Source organism: Streptomyces sp. NPDC024555 (assembly GCF_055559335.1).
The window spans coordinates 435,636-454,630 of the sequence record NZ_JBVHKV010000001.1 but is presented as its reverse complement, the minus strand read 5'-3'; the positions used below and the strand labels follow the sequence as shown (position 1 = coordinate 454,630).

Below are 18,995 nucleotides of genomic sequence, written 5' to 3'. Positions count from 1 at the left end.
GTGAGGTCGAGTCGGGTGCGGATGCGGGCGGAGGCCGGTGCCGGGTCCGGCACCGGCCGCGCGCGGTCGGGTCAGGTGAGGCCGAGTTCGTTGTCGATGAAGGCGAAGATGTCGTCGGCCGACGCGGATTCGAGCTGGTCGCCGACGCCCCGGCCGGTGTCGCCGGACCGGGCGTCGAGCGTGCCGGTCAGCGTGGCCAGCAGGGCCTGGAGCCGGGCCGTGATCCTGGTCGCCTCGATGTCCTCGGCGGCGAGCCCGGACGCCGCCTCCTCCAGGCGGTCGAGCTGGGCCAGCACCGGGAACTCGCCGACGCCGTCGTCCTCGCACAGCTCGGACCGGAGGTGGGCGGCGAGCGCCCCGGGGCTGGGGTGGTCGTAGATCATGCTGGTGGGCAGCGGGCGCCCGGTCGCCGCGACGAGCTTGGTGCGCAGGTCGACGGCAGCCACGGAGTCGAAGCCGAGGTCGGTGAAGCCGCGTTCGGGCGCGACCTCGGACGGTCCCTCGTAGCCGAGCAGGGCGGCCACATGGGTGCGGACCAGATCGAGCAGTACGGCCCCCTGCTCGGACGGGGACAGCGTGGCCAGCCGGTCCGCGAGTGCCGTGTCGCCTCCGGTGGACTCCGGGGCGCCGTCGGCACCGAGCGCGGCCCGCACCTCGGGCAGCGCGTCCAGGAGCGGGCGCGGCCGGGCCAGGACGTAGGTGGGGGCGAACCGCTCCCAGTCGAAGTCGGCGACGACCGCGTGCGATCCGCGCCCGGCGAGGATCCGGCGCAGCGCGGCGACGGCGAGGGCGGGGTCCATCGCGGGGGCGCCCATCCGGCGCATGACGGCGGCGAGTCCGGCGTCCACCATGCCGCCGTCCCAGGAACCCCAGGCCACCGACGTGGCGGCGAGGCCGCGGGCGCGCCGGCGGTGGGCGAGTCCGTCGAGGTAGGCGTTGGCGCTGCCGTACGCGGCCTGCCCGGCGCTGCCCCAGACGGCGGCGCCGGAGGAGAACAGGACGAACGCGTCGAGCGGGGTGTCGCCGAGGAGGGAGTCGAGGTGGCGGGCGCCGAGCACCTTGGCGGCGGCGACCTCCGCCAGATCGTCCGCGGTCAGTTCGGTGAGCGGGGCGATGCGCTGCGGGAGCCCGGCCGCGTGGAAGACGGCGGTGAGCCCGGTCAGCCCGTCGAGCAGGGTGCGGACGGCGTCCCGGTCCGCCATGTCGCAGGCGGCGACGGAGACCCGGGCACCGCTCGCGCCCAGCTCCTCGACGAGTCCGGCGACTCCGGGGGCGTCGGCGCCGCGGCGGCCGGCGAGGACGATGTGCTCGGCCCCGTCGGCGGCGAGCATCCGCGCCACATGGGCGCCGATCCCGCCGGTGCCGCCGGTGACCAGGACGGTGCCCCGGGCCTGCCAGGGGCCGGCCGGGTCGGGCCGGTCCGGGCGGACCAGCCGGCGGGCGAAGACCCCTTGGCGGCGGACCGCGATCTGGTCCTCGCCGGTGGCCCCGGCGAGGGTGTCGCAGAGCCGCAGGAGCGCCGCCGGGTCCGGGACCGCGTCCCCGGCCGGGAGGTCGGCGAGGCCGCCCCAGGTGTCGGGGGCCTCCAGGGCGAGGGCCGCGCCGAGCCCCCAGACGGCGGTCTGCGCGGGGTCCACGGGATGGGCCGCCGCGTCCCCGTCGTCGGTGGCGACGGCGCCCCGGGTCAGGCACCACACGGGCGCCGCCCACCCCCGTGCGGCGGTCTGCCGCAGCAGTTCCGCGGTGTCCGCGAGCCCCTGGGACAGGGCGGGGCGGCCGGGGTGACCGGTGGTGTCGAGCGCGAGCAGGCTGACGATCCCGGACGGGTCGGCCGCCGCCTCGGGGAGCCCGCCCCCGGTGATCAGGACCGGGGTGGCGCCCCGGGCGGTCAGGGCCTCGGCGAGGGCGTCCGCGAGGGGGCGCTCCGCCTCGGGGTGGACGACCAGCCAGTCTCCGGTGAGCGGGGCGGCCGGGACGGGGTCGGCGACCGGTGCCCAGGAGACCCGGTAGCGCAGCGCGTCCACGGCCGCGGCCTCGCGCCGGCCGGCGCGCCAGGTGGTGAGCGCGGGCAGCACGGGGGCGAGGTCGGCCGGGTCGATGCCGAGCCGTTCGGCCAGTCCGTTCGCGTCCTCGCGCTCCACGGCCTCCCAGAACCGGGCCTCGCCCGGGTCCGCCGCCGGGTCCGTCCCCGGGGTGCCGGGCTCCGCCGGGGCGGCCCAGTAGGTGCGGTGCCGGAAGGCGTACGTGGGCAGGTCCACCCGGTGCGGGCGGTGTCCGGCCGCGGTGAAACAGGCGTTCCAGTCGACGGGGACGCCGCGGGTGTGGGCGAGCGCGACGGCCTCGGTCAGGGACCGGACCTCGTCGCGGCCCCGCCGCAGCGCGGCCGTGAACACCGGCTGCTCGGCGCCCTCCACCACCTCGGCCGCACCGGCCAGGCAGTCCGGGCCGAGCGGGGTGAGCGCGGCGTCCGGGCCCAGCTCCAGGAAGGTGTGGACGCCCTTGGCCGCGAGCGTGCGGACCGCGTCGCCGAAGCGGACGCTCGCCCGGACGTGGCGGACCCAGTAGTCGGCGCAGCCCAGTTCGTCGTCCCCGGCCGGTTCGCCGGTGACGGTGGAGACGACCGGGATGCGGGCGGTGCCGTAGACGACGGACTCGGCCTCGGCGCGGAACGCGTCGAGCATCGGCTCCATCAGCGGCGAGTGGAAGGCGTGCGACACGGCGAGCCGCTTGGTGCGGCGGCCCAGGGCGGTGAAGTGCGCGGCGACGGCCAGCGCGTCGCTCTCCTCCCCGGACACGATCACCGCGCGCGGCCCGTTGAGCGCGGCGATCCCGGTGTCCTGGGTGAGCAGCGGCGTCACCTCGTCCTCGGACGCCTCGACGGCGATCATCGCGCCGCCCGCCGGCAGGGCCCGCATCAGCCGGCCGCGCGCGGCGACCAGCCGGGCCGCGTCCGCCAGGGTCAGCACCCCGGCGACATGGGCGACGGCGAATTCGCCGACGGAGTGCCCGGCCAGGAAGTCCGGGCGCATCCCCCACGACTCGACGAGCCGGTACAGGGCCACCTCGCAGGCGAACAGCGCGGGCTGCGCCAGCCCCGTACCGTCGAGCAGGTCCCGGTCCTCGCCCCACATCGCCGCGCGCAGCGAGGTGTCCAGGTGGGCGTCCAGCGCGTCGACCGCCTCGTCGAAGGCGCGCGCGAACACCGGGTACGCGGCGTGCAGTTCACGGCCCATGCCCAGGCGCTGTGCGCCCTGCCCGGTGAACAGGACCGCGCTCAGGGCGTCGGGCCGGGCGTCCCCGACGACCGCGCCCGCGGTCTCGGGGGAACCGTCGGCGAGGGCCCGCAGCGCCCGGACCAGCTCACCGGTCCCGGCCTCCGTGTCCGCGACGAGCACGGCCCGGTGTTCCAGGGCGGCGCGGGTGGTGGCCAGCGACCAGGCGGTGTCGGCGACCCCGTCGTCGGGGCGGGCCTCCAGGTGTCCGGCGAGCCGGGCGGCCTGTGCGGCCAGTGCCTCGGGGCGCCGGGCGGACAGCGGCACGGGCACGAACCGGGGGGCTCCGGCGGCGGCCCCTTCGGGCTCCGGGGCCTCCTTTGGGGCGGCGGGGGGCTCCTCCACGATGACGTGGACGTTGGTGCCGCTGAGCCCGAAGGACGACACCCCGGCGCGCTTGGCGCGGCCGAGGTCCGGCCAGGCGACCGGCTCGGTGAGCAGCCGTACGCTGCCGGCGCTCCAGTCCACGTTGTGGCTGGGCTCGTCCACGTGCAGGGTGCGGGGCAGCACCCCGGCCTTCATGGCCTGCACCATCTTGATGATGCCGCCGACACCGGCGGCGGCCTGGGAGTGCCCGATGTTCGACTTGAACGACCCCAGCCACAGGGGCTGTTCGGGCGAGCGCTCGCGGCCGTAGGCGGCGATGAGGGCCTGGGCCTCGATGGGGTCGCCGAGGGTGGTGCCGGTGCCGTGCGCCTCGACGGCGTCGACATCGGCGGGGGCGAGCCCGCCGGAGGCCAGGGCCTGCTGGATGACGCGCTGCTGGGAGGGGCCGTTGGGCGCGGTGAGTCCGTTGGACGCGCCGTCGGAGTTCATGGCGGAGCCGCGGATGACGGCGAGGACGGGGTGGCCGTTGCGGCGGGCGTCGGAGAGCCGTTCGACGAGGAGCATGCCCGCGCCCTCGGACCAGGTCGTGCCGTCGGCGGCGTTCGCGAAGGACTTGCACCGGCCGTCGGGCGCCAGGCCCCGGTCCTGGCTGAAGCCCACGAAGGAGTCCGGGCTCGCCATGACGGTGACCCCGCCCGCGAGCGCGAGACCGCACTCACCGCTGCGCACGGACTGGACGGCGAGGTGGAGGGCGACGAGCGAGGAGGAGCAGGCGGTGTCGACGGTGACGGCGGGGCCCTCCAGGCCCAGGGTGTACGCCACCCGCCCGGAGGCGACGCTCGCCAGGCCGCCGGTGCCGCCGCCGCCCGGGTAGTCGTGGTAGACGACCCCGGCGAACACCCCGGTCCTGCTGCCCTTCAGCGAGGTGGGGTCGATCCCGGCCCGCTCGACGGTCTCCCAGGACACCTCCAGGAGCAGCCGCTGCTGCGGGTCGGTGTCCCGGGCCTCGCGCGGGCTGATCCGGAAGAAGTCCGCGTCGAACTCCCCCGCGTCGTGGAGGAATCCGCCCTCCCGGCAGTACGTCCTGCCGGGCGTGGACGGCTCGGGGTCGTACAGGGCGTCCATGTCCCAGCCGCGGCCGTCCGGGAAGAGCGAGACGGCGTCCCGGCCGGAGTCCACCAGCTGCCACAGCTCCTCGGGCGAGGTGATGCCGCCGGGGAACCGGCAGCCCATCGCCACGATCGCGACCGGCTCGCTGCTCCGCGCCTCGGCCTCCGACAACTGACGGCGGGTGCGCTGGAGTTCGGCGGTGGCACGCTTCAGATAGTCCCGGAGCTTGTCGTCGTTGCTCATCGAACCTCAACCAATCTGCAGCTGATCGCTGGCTAGGAGATGCCGAATTCGCTGTCGAGCACGTCGAACAGCTCCTCGTCGGTGACCGTTTCGAAGTCGGGTCCGTCCCCGGCCGCGGCCGGGTCGCCCTGGGCGTCGCGCCAGCGCCGCACGATGCCCTCCAGCCGGGCGGTGATCGCGTCCGCGCGGGCGCTGACCGTCTCGGCGTCCCCGCCGGCGGCGGGGAACCCGCCGAGCACGTCCTCGATCCGGTCCAGTTCGGCCAGCAGCTCGGCGGCGCGGTCGCCGCCTCCGGCCTCGGACTCCAGCCGCTCCGCGAGGAACGCGGCGACGGCGCGCGGGGTCGGGTAGTCGAAGATCAGCGTGGCGGGCAGATCGCAGCCGGCGGCCGCGGTGAGCCGCTTGCGCAGTTCCACGGCGGCCAGCGAGTCGAAGCCCATGTCCCGGAACGCGAGGTCGGTCTCCACGACGGCGACGGAGTCATGGCCGAGGACGGCCGCCACATGCGTCCGCACCAGCCCCAGCAGCACCCGGCCCTGTTCGGCCGCCCCGAGCCCGTCGAGCCGGGCCCGCAGCCCGGCCGCGGCCCGCTGCGCCTCCTCGGCGGTCGGCTCGTCGTGGACGGGTACGGGGACGGGGGCGGCGGCCCCGGCGGCTCCGCCGCCCGCCACCCAGAAGCGGCTGCGCCGGAAGGCGTACGTGGGCAGCTCGACCCGGCGCGCGCCCGAACCGGCGAAGTACGCCGCCCAGTCGACGCGCACCCCGTGCGCGTACAGCCGGCCGGCTCCGCCGACCAGGGACTCCGCCTCGTTCCGGTTCCTGCGCTGGAGGGGCACGAGGGCGGTGTCCTCGTCGGTGACGGAAGCGGCGGCGAGCGCGGCGAGGACGGCGTCGGGGCCGATCTCCACGAAGGTGCGGGCGCCCAGCTCCTCGGCGGCCCGTACGGCGTCCGCGAACCGCACGGCTTCGCGGACCTGGCCCACCCAGTACTCCGGCGACCGCCAGTCCGACGCCGGCCCGCCGGTCACGGTCGACACGGCCGGGACGCGCGGCTCGGCGTACGTCAGCTCCTCCGCGACGCTCCTGAACGCGTCGAGCATCGGCTCCATCAGCGAGGAGTGGAAGGCGTGCGAGACGGAGAGGCGGCTCGTCCTGCGCCCGGCGGCGGCGAAGTGCTCGCCCACCGCCACGGCCTCCGTCTCCCCTCCGGAGACGACGACGGCCTCGGGTCCGTTGACGGCGGCGATCGACACCCCGTCGGTCAGCAGCGGCCGGACCTCGTCCTCGCCCGCCTGCACGGCGACCATCGCGCCCCCGGCGGGCAGCGCCTGCATCAGCCGGCCCCGGGCCACGACCAGCCGGGCCGCGTCGGCCAGGGACAGCACCCCGGAGACATGCGCGGCGGCCAGCTCACCGATCGAGTGCCCCACCACGACGTCCGGGGTCACGCCCCAGGCCTCCACCAGCCGGAACAGCGCGACCTCGAAGGCGAACAGCGCGGGCTGGGCGATCCCGGTCGCGTTCAGCGCGTCCGCGTCGTCCCCCCACACCACGTCCCGCAACGACGACCCGAGCTGCGCGTCGATCTCCGCGCAGACCGCGTCCCACGCGCGCGCGAACACCGGGAAGCCGTCGTACAGTTCACGGCCCATGCCGAGCCGCTGCGCGCCCTGTCCGGTGAAGAGGAAGGCGGTGCGGCCGACGCGTCCCGTGCGGCCGGTGACGACGGCCGGGTGCTCCTCGCCCGCCGCGAGCGCGGCGAGCGCGTCGGCCCGGTGGCCGAGGACGACCGCGCGGTGGGTGAAGGCGGTGCGTGTGGTGGCCAGGGAGAGCCCGATGTCCGCCGCATCGGCACCGGACTCCCCCAGGACCTGTTCCCGCAGGCGGGCGGCCTGGGCACTGAGGGAATGCCCCGACTTCGCCGACACCACCCAAGGAACCACGGGGAGCGCGGCCCGCACGGCCGTCTCCCCCGTCTCTTCCGGCGCCTCCTCGACGATCACGTGCGCGTTCGTCCCGCTGATCCCGAAGGAGGACACCCCGGCCCGCCGCACGGCGCCGCCCCGCGCCCAGGGCCGGGACTCCGCCAGCAGCTCGACCGCGCCGTCCGCCCAGTCGACCTTGTCCGACGGCAGGTCCGCGTACAGCGACTTCGGCAGGGTGCCGTGGCGCAGCGCCATGACCATCTTGATGATCCCGGCGACACCGGCGGCGGCCTGGCTGTGCCCCATGTTGGACTTGATGGAGCCCAGCCACAGCGGCCGGTCCGCGGAGCGCTCCTGGCCGTACGTCTCCAGGAGCGCCTGGGCCTCGATCGGGTCTCCGAGGGTCGTGCCGGTGCCGTGGGCCTCGACCGCGTCGACCTCGGCCGCCGTGAGGCCCGCGTCCTCCAGGGCGCGGCGGATGACGCGCTGCTGGGCGGGGCCGTTGGGGGCGGTGAGTCCGTTGCTGGCGCCGTCCTGGTTGAGGGCGGAGCCGCGGAGGACGGCGAGGACGGGGTGGCCGTTGCGGCGGGCGTCGGAGAGCCGCTCCAGGAGCAGCACCCCCGCCCCCTCCGAGAGGGCCACCCCGTCGGCGGAGGCGGAGAAGGACTTGGAGCGCCCGTCGGAGGCCAGCCCCTGCTGGGTGCTGAAGTACACGAACATGTCGGGGGTCGACATGACCGTCACCCCGCCCGCCAGGGCCAGCGAGCACTCGCCGTTGCGCAGCGACCGGGCCGCCAGGTGCAGGGCCACCAGGGAGGACGAGCACGCGGTGTCGACGCTGACCGCCGGGCCCTCCAGGCCCAGGGTGTACGCGACGCGGCCGGAGACCACGCTGCCGGCGGTGGTGCTGCCGGGCTCCGCGCCGAGCGCGTAGTCGTGGTACATCACCCCGGCGAACACCCCGGTGTCGGAGCCCTTGAGCGTCGTCGGGTCGATCCCGGCACGCTCGATGGCCTCCCAGGAGACTTCGAGGAGGAGCCGCTGCTGAGGGTCGGTGACCAGGGCCTCGTTGGGGCTGATCCCGAAGAGGACCGGGTCGAAGTCGGGGGCGTCGTAGAGGAATCCGCCCTCGCGGGCGTAGGTGCGTCCGGGGGTGCCGGGCTCGGGGTCGTACACCTCGGGGTCCCAGCCGCGGTCGTCCGGGAACGCTCCGATGGCGTCGGTCCCCTCGGCGACGAGCGTCCACAGCTCCTCGGGCGTGGTCACCCCGCCCGGATAGCGGCAGCCCATGCCGACGACGACCACCGGATCGTCGTGGTGCGCGGCGCGTCCGGACGGGCCGGCCGCCTCCAGGCGGCGCTCGGCGTCCGCCAGTTGGCGGCGCACCTCCCGCAGGTCGGTCGTGGCCCGCTTCAGGTATTCGAGAAGTCGCTCCTCGTTGCTCACCGAGACCTACTCCCTCTGGTCGACGATCCGTGGCGACTCACTCACGCGGCGTCCAACGCTGATCGGATGTGAACGCTACTGAGCGCTCCGAGGGGCGGCCTACCCTTAGCCCACCCCTGCCGGGGACCCCGGTCGGGCAGGGGAAAAGCAGGGGAAAGACAGCGGGAAACGCGGGCGCGCAGGGGCTTTCGAGCACCTCTCCGCACACGCGGAAGGCCGGGGTGCGCGGCGGCTGTGGTCCAGCTGCCGCGCGCCCCGGCCGGAGGCCGTGGATACGGGGCCTGTCAGGGGGTGGCGGAGGTGCCGAGCTCGTTGTCGAGGATGTCGAACAGCTCGTCCGCGGTGACCTCGCCGAGGTCCTGGCCGGGCTCCGGGATCTCCGGACCGGCATACCCCTCTTCCGCGCCGAAGAGTGGTGCGTCGAGCCGGCCGGCCAGCTCCCGGAGGCGCTGGACGAACCGGACACGCTCGGGCCCCTGCGGCGGGGCGTCGGTCGTCAGCAGGGCCTCCAGCCTTTCGAGGTCCGCCACCGCCCGGGACACGGTCACGGCGGGTGCCAGCCGCGCCACGATGTAGGCGGCGACCTCCGCCGCGCTCGGGTAGTCGAAGATCAGCGTGGCCGGGAGCCGCACCCCGCTGACCGCCGTGAGCTGGTTGCGCAGCTCCACCGCGCCCAGCGAGTCGAAGCCCAGCTCGCCGAAGGCCCGGTCGGGTTCGATCGCCTCGCCCGAGGCGTGGCCGAGGACGGCCGCCGCCTGGTTCCGTACGGCCTCCAGGACGAGCGCGGTCCGCTCCTCCTCGTCGCACCCGGCGATCCGGGCGGCCAGCCAGGCCCCCTTCGAGCCGCCCGCCGCACCGCGCTTACGGGCGGGCGGGGCGAAGGCCCGGAGCAGGGCGGGGAGTTCGTCGGTCCGGGCGCGCAGGGCGTTCGCGTCCACGCGCAGCGGCACGGTGGCCGCCAGGCCGGAGGCGAGCGCCGCGTCGAACAGCGCCAGCCCCTCCGCCTCGGAGAGCGCGGGCATACCGGACCTGCGCATCCGGTCCAGGTCGGCCTCGCCGAGGTGGGAGGCCATGCCGGTGTCGACGTTCCAGAGCCCGAAGGCCATCGCGGAGGCCACCAGCCCTTCGGACCGGCGCCGGGCGGCGAGGGCGTCCAGGAAGACGTTGGCGGCGGCGTAGTTGCCCTGCCCGGCGGCCAGGACGAGCCCACCGGCCGAGGAGAACATCACGAACGCCGACAGATCCAGGTCCCGGGTCAGCTCGTGGAGGTACCAGGCCGCGTCCGCCTTGGGCCGCAGCACCGCGTCGACCCGCTCGGGCGTCAGCGCCCCGGCCATGCCGTTGTCGGCGACCCCGGCGACATGGACGACACCGGTCAGCGGGTGCTCCGGAGCGACACCGCCGATCACGGCGGCCAGCGCCGCCCGGTCGCCGGCGTCGCAGGCGGCCACCTCGACGGCCGCGCCGAGCCCGGTCAGCTCCGCGACCAGCTCGGCCACGCCCGGGGCGGAGGCGCCCCGCCGCCCGAGGAGCAGCAGATTCCGCACACCGCGCTCGACGACGAGATGCCGGGCGACCCGGGCGCCGAGCCCCCCGGTGCCCCCGGTGATCAACACGGTTCCGTCGGCGTCCCACACCGGTTCGGCCTCCGCGTCCGGGGCCCCCGCCGGAACGAGCCGGGGGACGCGCACCTCCCCGTCCCGGACCAGCACCTCCGGCTCGCCCAGGGCGGCCAGCCGCTCCCAGGGCACCGACCCGTCCGAGTCGATCAGGACGAACCTGCCCGGGTTCTCGGCCTGCGCGGCACGCACCAGACCCCAGACGGGGGCCTGCCGCACCTCCACCGGCCCCCCGTCGTCCGCCACCGCGACGGCGTCGCGGGTGACGACGGCCAGCACCGCGCCCTCGGGACGCTCCTCGGACAGCCACTCCTGTACGGCGGCCAGGGCGTCCCCGACCGTGCCGCGCACCGCGTCCGGCACCTCCAGGCCCGGGTCCCGGACCTCGCTGACGAACACGGCGGACTCCGCGGCACCGGCCGCCGCCTCACCCAGCGGCACGGGCTGCCACTCCACCCGGAACAGCGCGTCCGACGCGGACGGCTGGTCCCACACGGGCCGGGAGAGCAGCGATTCGACCGACAGCACGGGGCGGCCGTACGCGTCGGCGACGGTCAGCGAGAGACCGTCCCGCTGGGCGACGGGCGTGATCCGCACCCGGAGCGCGGAGGCACCGGCGGAGTGCAGGGCGACCCCGTTCCACGCGAAGGGGAGCAGCGTCTGCCCGCCGTCCTCGCGGTCCGGTATCGCGAGCAGCCCGACGTGCATGGCCGCGTCCAGCAGCGCCGGGTGCAGCCCGAACCGGGCCGCGTCCTCGTGCGCCGACTCCGGAAGCCGGACCTCCGCGTACAGCTCCTCGCCGCGCTTCCACGCCGCCGTCAGCCCCTGGAACACCGGCCCGTAGTGATAACCGGCGGCGGCCAGCCCCTCGTAGGCCCCGTCGACCGTCAGCTCCTCGGCCCCGGCCGGCGGCCACTCCATGAGCCCGTCGGCCGGTTCCCGGTCCGCCACGGGCGCCAGCACGCCTTCCGCGTGCCGGGTCCACGGCAGGCCCGGGTGGTCGTCGGCCCGCGAGTGGACGGAGACCGTACGCCGCCCGGTCTCGTCCGCCGCCCCCACGGCCACCTGGACGGCGATCCCGCCGAGGGGCTGGAGGATCAGGGGGGCCTGAAGGGTCAGTTCCTCCAGCAGCCCGCAGTCGAGCAGTTCGCCCGCGCGGATGGCCAGTTCGACGAAGCCGGTCCCCGGGAGCAGCACGCTGCCGAGCACGTTGTGGTCGACGATCCAGCCGTGCGTCCCGGCGGACAGCCGCCCGGTCAGCACCGCCCCGCCGTCGTCCGGCAGCACGACCGCCGCCCGCAGCACCGGATGGTCGAGCGCCACCTGCCCGGACGCGGCGACCCCGCCACCGCCGGACACGGGCGCCTCCATCCAGTACCGCGACCGCTGGAACGCGTACGTCGGCAACTCGACCCGCCGCGCCCCCGCGCGGGCGTAGAACGCCTCCCAGTCCGTCCGGCCACCGTCCACGAACACCCGCCCCACGCCCCCGGCAAGGGAGGACGCCTCGGGACGGTTCCGGCGCAGCAGCGGCACGAAGACGCTGTTCTCGTCCTCGGCCGAGCCGGCTCCGAGGGCGGTGAGGACGGCGTCCGGGCCGATCTCGACGAAGGTGCGGGCGCCGAAGGACTCGGCAGCGCGTACGGCGTCCGCGAAACGGACGGCTTCGCGGACCTGGCCGACCCAGTACTCCGGGGACTGCCAGTCGGACGTCAGCTCGCCGGTGACCGTCGAAACGGCCGGGATACGCGGCTCGGCGTACGTCAACGAGGCGGCCACGGACCGGAACTCGGCCAGCATCGGCTCCATCAGCGAGGAGTGGAAGGCATGCGAGACGGAGAGTCGGCTCGTCTTACGGCCTGCGGTGGCGAAGTGCTCGCCCACCGCCAGAGCCTCCGCCTCCACACCGGAAACGACCACGGACCGGGGCCCGTTGACCGCCGCGATCGAAACACCGTCCGTCAGAACGGGAAGGACTTCGTCCTCGGTCGCCTGGACGGCCACCATCGCGCCCCCGGCAGGCAGCGCCTGCATCAGACGCCCGCGCGCGACCACGAGCCGCGCCGCGTCAGCGAGGGACAGCACCCCGGACACGTGCGCGGCAGCCAGCTCACCGATCGAGTGACCCACCACCACATCAGGCGTCATCCCCCACGACTCCACGAGCCGGAACAACGCCACCTCGAACGCGAACAACGCAGGCTGAGTAACCCCGGTCGCGTTCAGCGCATCCGCATCCTCACCCCACACCACATCCCGCAACGACGACCCAAGATGCGCGTCGACCTCCGCACAGACCAGGTCAAACGACTCCGCGAACACCGGGAAGGCGCCGTACAGTTCACGCCCCATCCCCAGCCGCTGCGCCCCTTGCCCCGTGAACAGGAACGCCGTCCTGCCCTTGGCCACGGCACCGCGTACGAGTTCCGGGTGATCCTCGCCGGAGGCCAGGGCGGCCAGTGCCTGAGCGGGGTCGGCGAGGACGACGGCCCGGTGCTCGAAGAGGGAGCGGGTCGTGGCGAGGGAGTGGCCGATGTCGGCGGGGTGGTGGCCGTCGGGGAGGGCGAGGAGGCGCCGGGCCTGCTCGGCCAGGGCGTCGGGGCTCTTCGCGGTCAGCACCCAGGGGGTGACCGGGAGTTCGGCGGCACGCTCCGGTGTCTCGGCGGGGGCGGCGGGGGCCTCCTCCACGATCACGTGGGCGTTGGTGCCGCTCAGGCCGAAGGACGAGATGCCGGCGCGGCGCGGGTGGCCGGACTGCTGCCATTCCCGGGCCTCGGTGAGGAGGGAGACATCACCGGCCGACCAGTCGATCTGGTCCGAACGCTCCTCCGCGTGCAGGGTCGGGGGCAGGACGCCGTGGCGCATGGCCATGACCATCTTGATGATGCCCGCGACACCGGCCGCCGCCTGTGTGTGGCCCATGTTGGACTTGATCGAGCCCAGCCACAGCGGACGGTCCTCCTCGCGCCCCTGGCCGTACGTGGCCAGCAGCGCCTGCGCCTCGATCGGGTCACCGAGACGCGTCCCGGTGCCGTGGGCCTCGACTGCGTCGACCTCGGCCGCCGACAGGCCCGCGTCGGACAGGGCCTGGCGGATGACGCGCTGCTGGGCGGGGCCGTTCGGAGCGGTGAGGCCATTGCTCGCCCCGTCCTGGTTGAGGGCCGAGCCCTTGACCACGGCCAGGACCGGATGGCCGTTGCGGCGGGCGTCCGACAGCCGCTCCAGGAGCAGGACACCGGCGCCCTCGCCCCAGCCCGTGCCGTCGGCCCCGGCGCCGAAGGACTTGCAGCGGCCGTCCGGCGAGAGGCCGCGCTGCTCGCTGAAGTAGACGAGCATGTCGGGGGTCGCCATGACCGTGACACCGGCCGCGAGGGCCAGGGAGCATTCGCCGGAGCGCAGGGCCTGGGCGGCCGAGTGCAGGGCGACGAGCGAGGACGAGCAGGCGGTGTCGACGGTGACGGCCGGGCCTTCGAGGCCCAGCGTGTACGCGACGCGGCCGGAGACGAGGCTGCCCGCCGTACCGCCCGCGTAGTCGTGGTACATCACCCCGGCGTAGACCCCGGTCCGGCTGCCCTTCAGCGTCACCGGGTCGACCCCGGCCCGCTCGATCGCCTCCCAGGACACCTCCAGGAGCAGCCGCTGCTGCGGGTCCATCGTCAGGGCCTCGCGCGGGCTGATCCCGAAGAACGCGGGGTCGAACTCGGCCGCGTCGTACAGGAATCCGCCGTCCCGGGCGTACGACTTGCCCGGCGTGCCCGGCTCGGGGTCGTAGACGTCCGGGTCCCAGCCCCGGTCGTCGGGGAGCGGGGCGATGGCGTCCACCCCGTCCGCGACGAGCGTCCACAGCTCCTCGGGCGTGGTCACCCCGCCCGGGTAGCGGCAGGCCATGCCCACGATGACGACCGGGTCGTCGTCGGCCCGGACGGGGGCGGCCGGCTGCTCCCGGTCCGCGTCCGGCACCCCGTCGAGCAGGGTCAGGACGAACGCGGCGACGGCCTCGGCCGTCGGGTGGTCGAAGATCAGCGTGGCCGGGAGCCGGAGCCCGGTCTCCGCGTCGAGCCGGTTGCGGAGTTCGACGGCGGTCAGCGAGTCGAAGCCCAGCTCGTCGAAGGCGCGGCCCGGTTCGATGGCGTCGCCGGAGGCGTGGCCGAGGACGGCGGCGATCTTCGTCCGGACCAGGTCCAGGACGGCGGCCGCCCGTTCGTCGCCGGTCAGGCCCGCGAGGCGGGTGCGCAGCACCGGGGAGCCGCCGCGTGCGGTCCGGCGGCCGGGACCGCGTACGAGACCGCGCAGCAGCGCCGGGGCCTCGTCGGCGTGGGCGCGGAGCACCCCGAGGTCGAGGCGGACGGGCACCGTGGCGGGGACGCCGGAGCGCAGCGCCGCGTCGAAGAGGGCGAGCCCCCGGCCGGCGGTGATGGCCGGGGTTCCGGCCTCGCGCATGCGGTCCAGTTCGGCGGGGCCGAGCTGCGTGCCCATGCCGCCGGGGGTGTCCCAGAGCCCGAAGGCGAGGGACGAGGCGGCGAGGCCGTCGGCGCGGCGGTGGGCGGCGAGCACGTCCAGGAAGGCGTTCGCGGCGGCGTAGTTGGCCTGGCCCGTGGAGCCGAGGGTGCCGGCGACGGAGGAGAACAGGACGAACGCGGTGAGGTCCAGGCCCCGGCTCAGCTCGTGCAGATGCCAGGCGGCGTCCGCCTTCGGGGCGAGGACTCCGTGGAGGCGTTCGGGGGTGAGCGAGGTGACCATGGCGTCGTCGAGGACACCGGCCGCGTGGACGACCGCGCGCAGCGGGTGGTCCGGGTCCACCCCGGCGAGCAGCGCGGCCACGGCGTCCCGGTCGGCGACGTCGCAGGCGGCGAACGCGACCCGGGCCCCCGACTCCGCCAGCTCCGCGCCGAGTCCGGCGGCTCCGGGGGCGTCGGCCCCCCGCCGCCCGACGAGCAGCAGATGCCGTACGCCGTGCTCGGCGACGAGGTGGCGGGCGACGAGCGCGCCGAGACCGCCGGTCCCGCCGGTGATGAGCACGGTCCCGTCGGCGTCCCACACCGGTGCGGGTCCGGCGGGCACGGTGACCCGGGCCAGCCGGGGTATCAGGGTCCGGCCGCCGCGGACCGCCGACTCCGGTTCGCCGTCGGGGGCGGCGGCCCCGGGAGCATCCGTGTCGAGCAGGGCGAACCGGCCCGGGTTCTCCGCCTGCGCGGCCCGCACCAGCCCCCACACCGGGGCCTGCCGTACGTCGACGGGGTCGCCGTCGGCCACGGCCACCGCGCCGCGTGTGACGACGAGGAGGGTGGCGGCGTCGAACCGCCGGCCGGCCAGCCACCGCTGGACCACGTCCAGGACGTGCGCGGTCACCGCGTGGGCGGCGGCCGTCACGTCGTCGGACGCCTCCGCGAGGGCGGCGCAGTCCAGCACGACGGTGCCGGTCACCGCACCCTCGGCGGGTACGTCCTCCCACCGCGTGACCTCGCCCGGAGCGGGCGGCCGCGCGGAACCGGCCGGCTGCCACACGACCCGGTACAGCGGGTCGGCGGCCGTGCCGCTCCCGGCGGGTGCCGCGTCCATGGCCCGGCCGACGACCCCGCCGACCGACGCGACCGGCGCACCGGAGGCGTCCGCGATCTCCAGGGCCAGGCTCTCCGGGGTGGGCCGGGTGAGGCGGACCCTGGCCGCGCCCGTACCGTCCGCGAACAGCCGGACGTCCTTCCACACGAACGGCAGCACCGTGCCGCCGTCCCCGCCCCCGGCACCGTCCACCAGCGCGGCGTGCATCGCGGCGTCCAGCAGGGCCGGGTGCAGCCCGTAGTCCTCGGCCGTGATGTCGTCACCGAGGACGACCTCGGCGTAGAGGGCGCCGTCGTGCCGCCAGGCGGCCGTCAGCCCCTGGAACGCCGGCCCGTAGGCCAGACCCTGATCGCGCAGCGTCTCGTACGCCCCGTCCAGGGCGAGGGGTTCGGCCCCCGCCGGCGGCCAGGCCGCCAGGTCGAAGGCGGGGGCCTCCGCGTCCTCGGCCAGGACGCCTTCGGCGTGCAGCACCCAGTCCGCGTCCGGCAGGCTCTCGTCCCGCGCGTACACCCCGACCGAACGCCGGGCCGTCCCGTCGGCGGCACCCACCACGACCTGCACGGCGACGGCACCGTCGGCGGGCAGCACGAGAGGCGCGTGCAGGGCCAGTTCCTCCAGCGCCGGGCAGCCCACGTGGTCGCCCGCGCGCACGGCCAGCTCGACAAAGCCCGCACCCGGGAACAGCACGGTGTCCCGCACCACATGGTCGCCGAGCCACGGCTGCGCTCCCACCGCCAGCCGCCCGGTCAGCACCGCGCCACCGGAGTCGGCCAGCGTCACCACCGATCCGAGCAGCGGATGGACGGGCCCCGCACCCCCCGGCCGCACCGCGTCCAGCCAGAAGCGGCTTCGCTGGAACGGGTACGTCGGCAGCTCCACCCGCCGCGCCCCCGCCCCGTCCCAGAACGCCTCCCAGCCGACCCGCACCCCGTCCGCGTACAGCCGCCCCACACCCGCGACCAGCGACTCCGGCTCCTCACGGCCCCGGCGCACCAACGGCACGAACGCACTGCTCACGTCCTCGGCCGAGCCGGCTCCGAGGGCGGTGAGGACGGCATCCGGGCCGATCTCCACGAACGTACGGGCCCCGAAGGACTCGGCCGCGCGTACGGCATCCGCGAAGCGCACGGCCTCGCGTACCTGACCGACCCAGTACTCCGGGGACTGCCAGTCGGACGTCAGCTCACCCGTCACCGTCGAGACCGCCGGGATACGCGGTTCGCTGTACGTCAACGAGGCAGCCACCGAACGGAACTCGTCCAGCATCGGCTCCATCAACGACGAGTGGAACGCGTGCGAGACCGACAGGCGGCTCGTCTTACGGCCTGCGGCGGCGAAGTGCTCGCCCACCGCCACGGCCTCCGCCTCCACACCGGAGACGACGACGGACTGCGGCCCGTTGACGGCCGCGATGCCGACGCCATCGGTGAGAACGGGAAGCACCTCGGCCTCGGTGGCCTGGACGGCGACCATCGCGCCCCCGGCAGGCAGAGCCTGCATCAACCGGCCCCGGGCGACCACGAGCCGGGCCGCGTCGCCCAGCGACAGCACACCCGACACATGCGCGGCAGCCAGTTCACCGATCGAATGGCCCACCACCACATCAGGCGTCATCCCCCACGACTCCACGAGCCGGTACAACGCCACCTCGAACGCGAACAACGCAGGCTGAGTCACCCCGGTCGCGTTCAGCGCATCCGCATCCTCACCCCACACCACATCCCGCAACGACGACCCGAGATGCGTGTCGACCTCCGCGCAGACCTGGTCGAAGGCCTCCGCGAACACCGGGAAGGACGCGTGCAGTTCGCGGCCCATGCCGAGCCGCTGCGCGCCCTGCCCCGTGAACAGGAATGCCGACTTCCCGAGGGTGCGCGTGGTGCCCCGGATCAGGCCGGGGTGGTCCTCGCCTGCGGCGAGGGCGGTGAGGGCGGCGGTGCGGTCGGGGCCGAGGACCACCGCGCGGTGGGTGAAGGCGGTGCGGGCGGTGGCGAGGGTGTGGGCCAGGTCCTCGGGGCGGTGGTCGTCGGCGACGGCCAGCAGGCGTTCCGCCTGGGCGGCCAGGGCGTCGGGGGTCTTGGCGGAGACCGGCCAGGGGGCGGCCGGGAACGCGGCGGCCGGGGCCTCCTCCGTCGCCGGGGCCTCGGGGGCCTCCTCGACGATGACATGGGCGTTCGTCCCGCTCAGCCCGAAGGAGGAGACGCCCGCGCGCCTCGGACGGCCCGGGGACTGCCAGGGGCGGGCCTCGGTGAGGAGTTCCACGCGGCCGGCCGACCAGTCGACCTGGTCCGACGGGGCGTCCACGTGGAGGGACTTGGGGAGGATGCCGTGGCGCAGGGCCATGACCATCTTGATGATGCCCGCGACACCGGCCGCCGCCTGTGTGTGACCGAAGTTGGACTTCACCGAGCCGAGCCAGAGGGGCCGGTCCTCGGGGCGTCCCCGGCCGTAGGTGGCGAGGAGGGCCTGTGCCTCGATGGGGTCGCCGAGACGGGTTCCGGTGCCGTGGGCCTCGACGGCGTCGACCTCGGCGGCGGTGAGGCCCGCGTCCGCGAGGGCGTGCCGGATGACGCGCTGCTGGGCGGGGCCGTTGGGGACGGTCATGGCGCTGGACGCGCCGTCCTGGTTGATGGCCGAACCGCTGACGAGGGCGAGGACGGGGTGGCCGTTGCGGCGGGCGTCGGACAGCCGCTCCAGGAGCAGGACGCCCGCGCCCTCGCCCCAGCCCGTGCCGTCCGCCCCGGCCGCGAAGGGCTTGCAGCGGCCGTCGGGGGCGAGGCCCCGCTGCCCGCTGAAGTACACCAGCATGTCCGGCGTCGACATGACGGTCACCCCGCCCGCGAGGGCGAGCGAGCACTCGCCGGAGCGCAGCGCCTGGGCCGCCGTGTGCAGGGCGACCAGGGACGAGGAGCAGGCGGTGTCGATGGTGACCGCCGGGCCCTCCAGGCCCAGCGTGTAGGCGACCCGGCCGGAGACGAAACTGCCCGCGGCCCCGTCCGCGTAGTCGTGGTACATCACCCCGGCGTAGACCCCGGTCCGGCTGCCCTTGAGCGTCGTCGGGTCGACGCCGGCCCGCTCGATCGCCTCCCAGGACACCTCCAGGAGCAAGCGCTGCTGCGGGTCCATGGCCAGGGCCTCGCGCGGGCTGATCCCGAAGAAGTCCGGGTCGAACTCGGCGGCGTCGTACAGGAACGCACCGTCCCGGGCGTACGACTTGCCCGGGGCGCCCGGCTCGGGGTCGTAGACGTCCGGGTCCCAGCCCCGGTCGGCCGGGAAGCCGGACACCGTGTCGACGCCCCCGGCGACCAGCCGCCACAGGTCCTCCGGTGTGGTGGCACCGCCGGGGTAGCGGCAGGCCATGGCCACGATCGCGATCGGGTCGTTCCGCTCGGAGGTGAGCCGGGCGTTCTCCTCGCGCAGCCGCTCGTTGTCCGTGAGCGACTTACGGAGCGCCGCCACGACCTGTTCCATCGATGTGCTGGTCACGTCATCCT

At 75.4% G+C, this 18,995-nt stretch carries 2 protein-coding genes and 1 pseudogene; all 3 read right to left on the bottom strand.

Annotated features, from left to right (window positions below; translation table 11 throughout):
- Window positions 1-71 precede the first annotated feature (71 nt).
- The 3 genes and pseudogenes from ACZ4FH_RS01895 to ACZ4FH_RS01885 all read right to left on the bottom strand — a co-directional run bounded on the left by ACZ4FH_RS01895 (window position 72) and on the right by ACZ4FH_RS01885 (window position 18,987).
- Entirely contained in the window at window positions 72-4,952 is a 4,881-nt protein-coding gene (locus ACZ4FH_RS01895) for a type I polyketide synthase (protein ID WP_467301603.1), read from the bottom strand.
- A 32-nt stretch (window positions 4,953-4,984) separates the two neighbouring features.
- A pseudogene (locus ACZ4FH_RS01890) lies at window positions 4,985-8,284 on the bottom strand (type I polyketide synthase); the annotation flags it as partial.
- Between the two features lie 323 nt (window positions 8,285-8,607).
- The gene (locus ACZ4FH_RS01885) at window positions 8,608-18,987 is read right to left on the bottom strand and encodes an SDR family NAD(P)-dependent oxidoreductase (RefSeq protein ID WP_467301602.1); all 10,380 of its coding nucleotides are present in this window, start codon (window positions 18,985-18,987) and stop codon (window positions 8,608-8,610) included.
- Window positions 18,988-18,995: the final 8 nt, after the last annotated feature.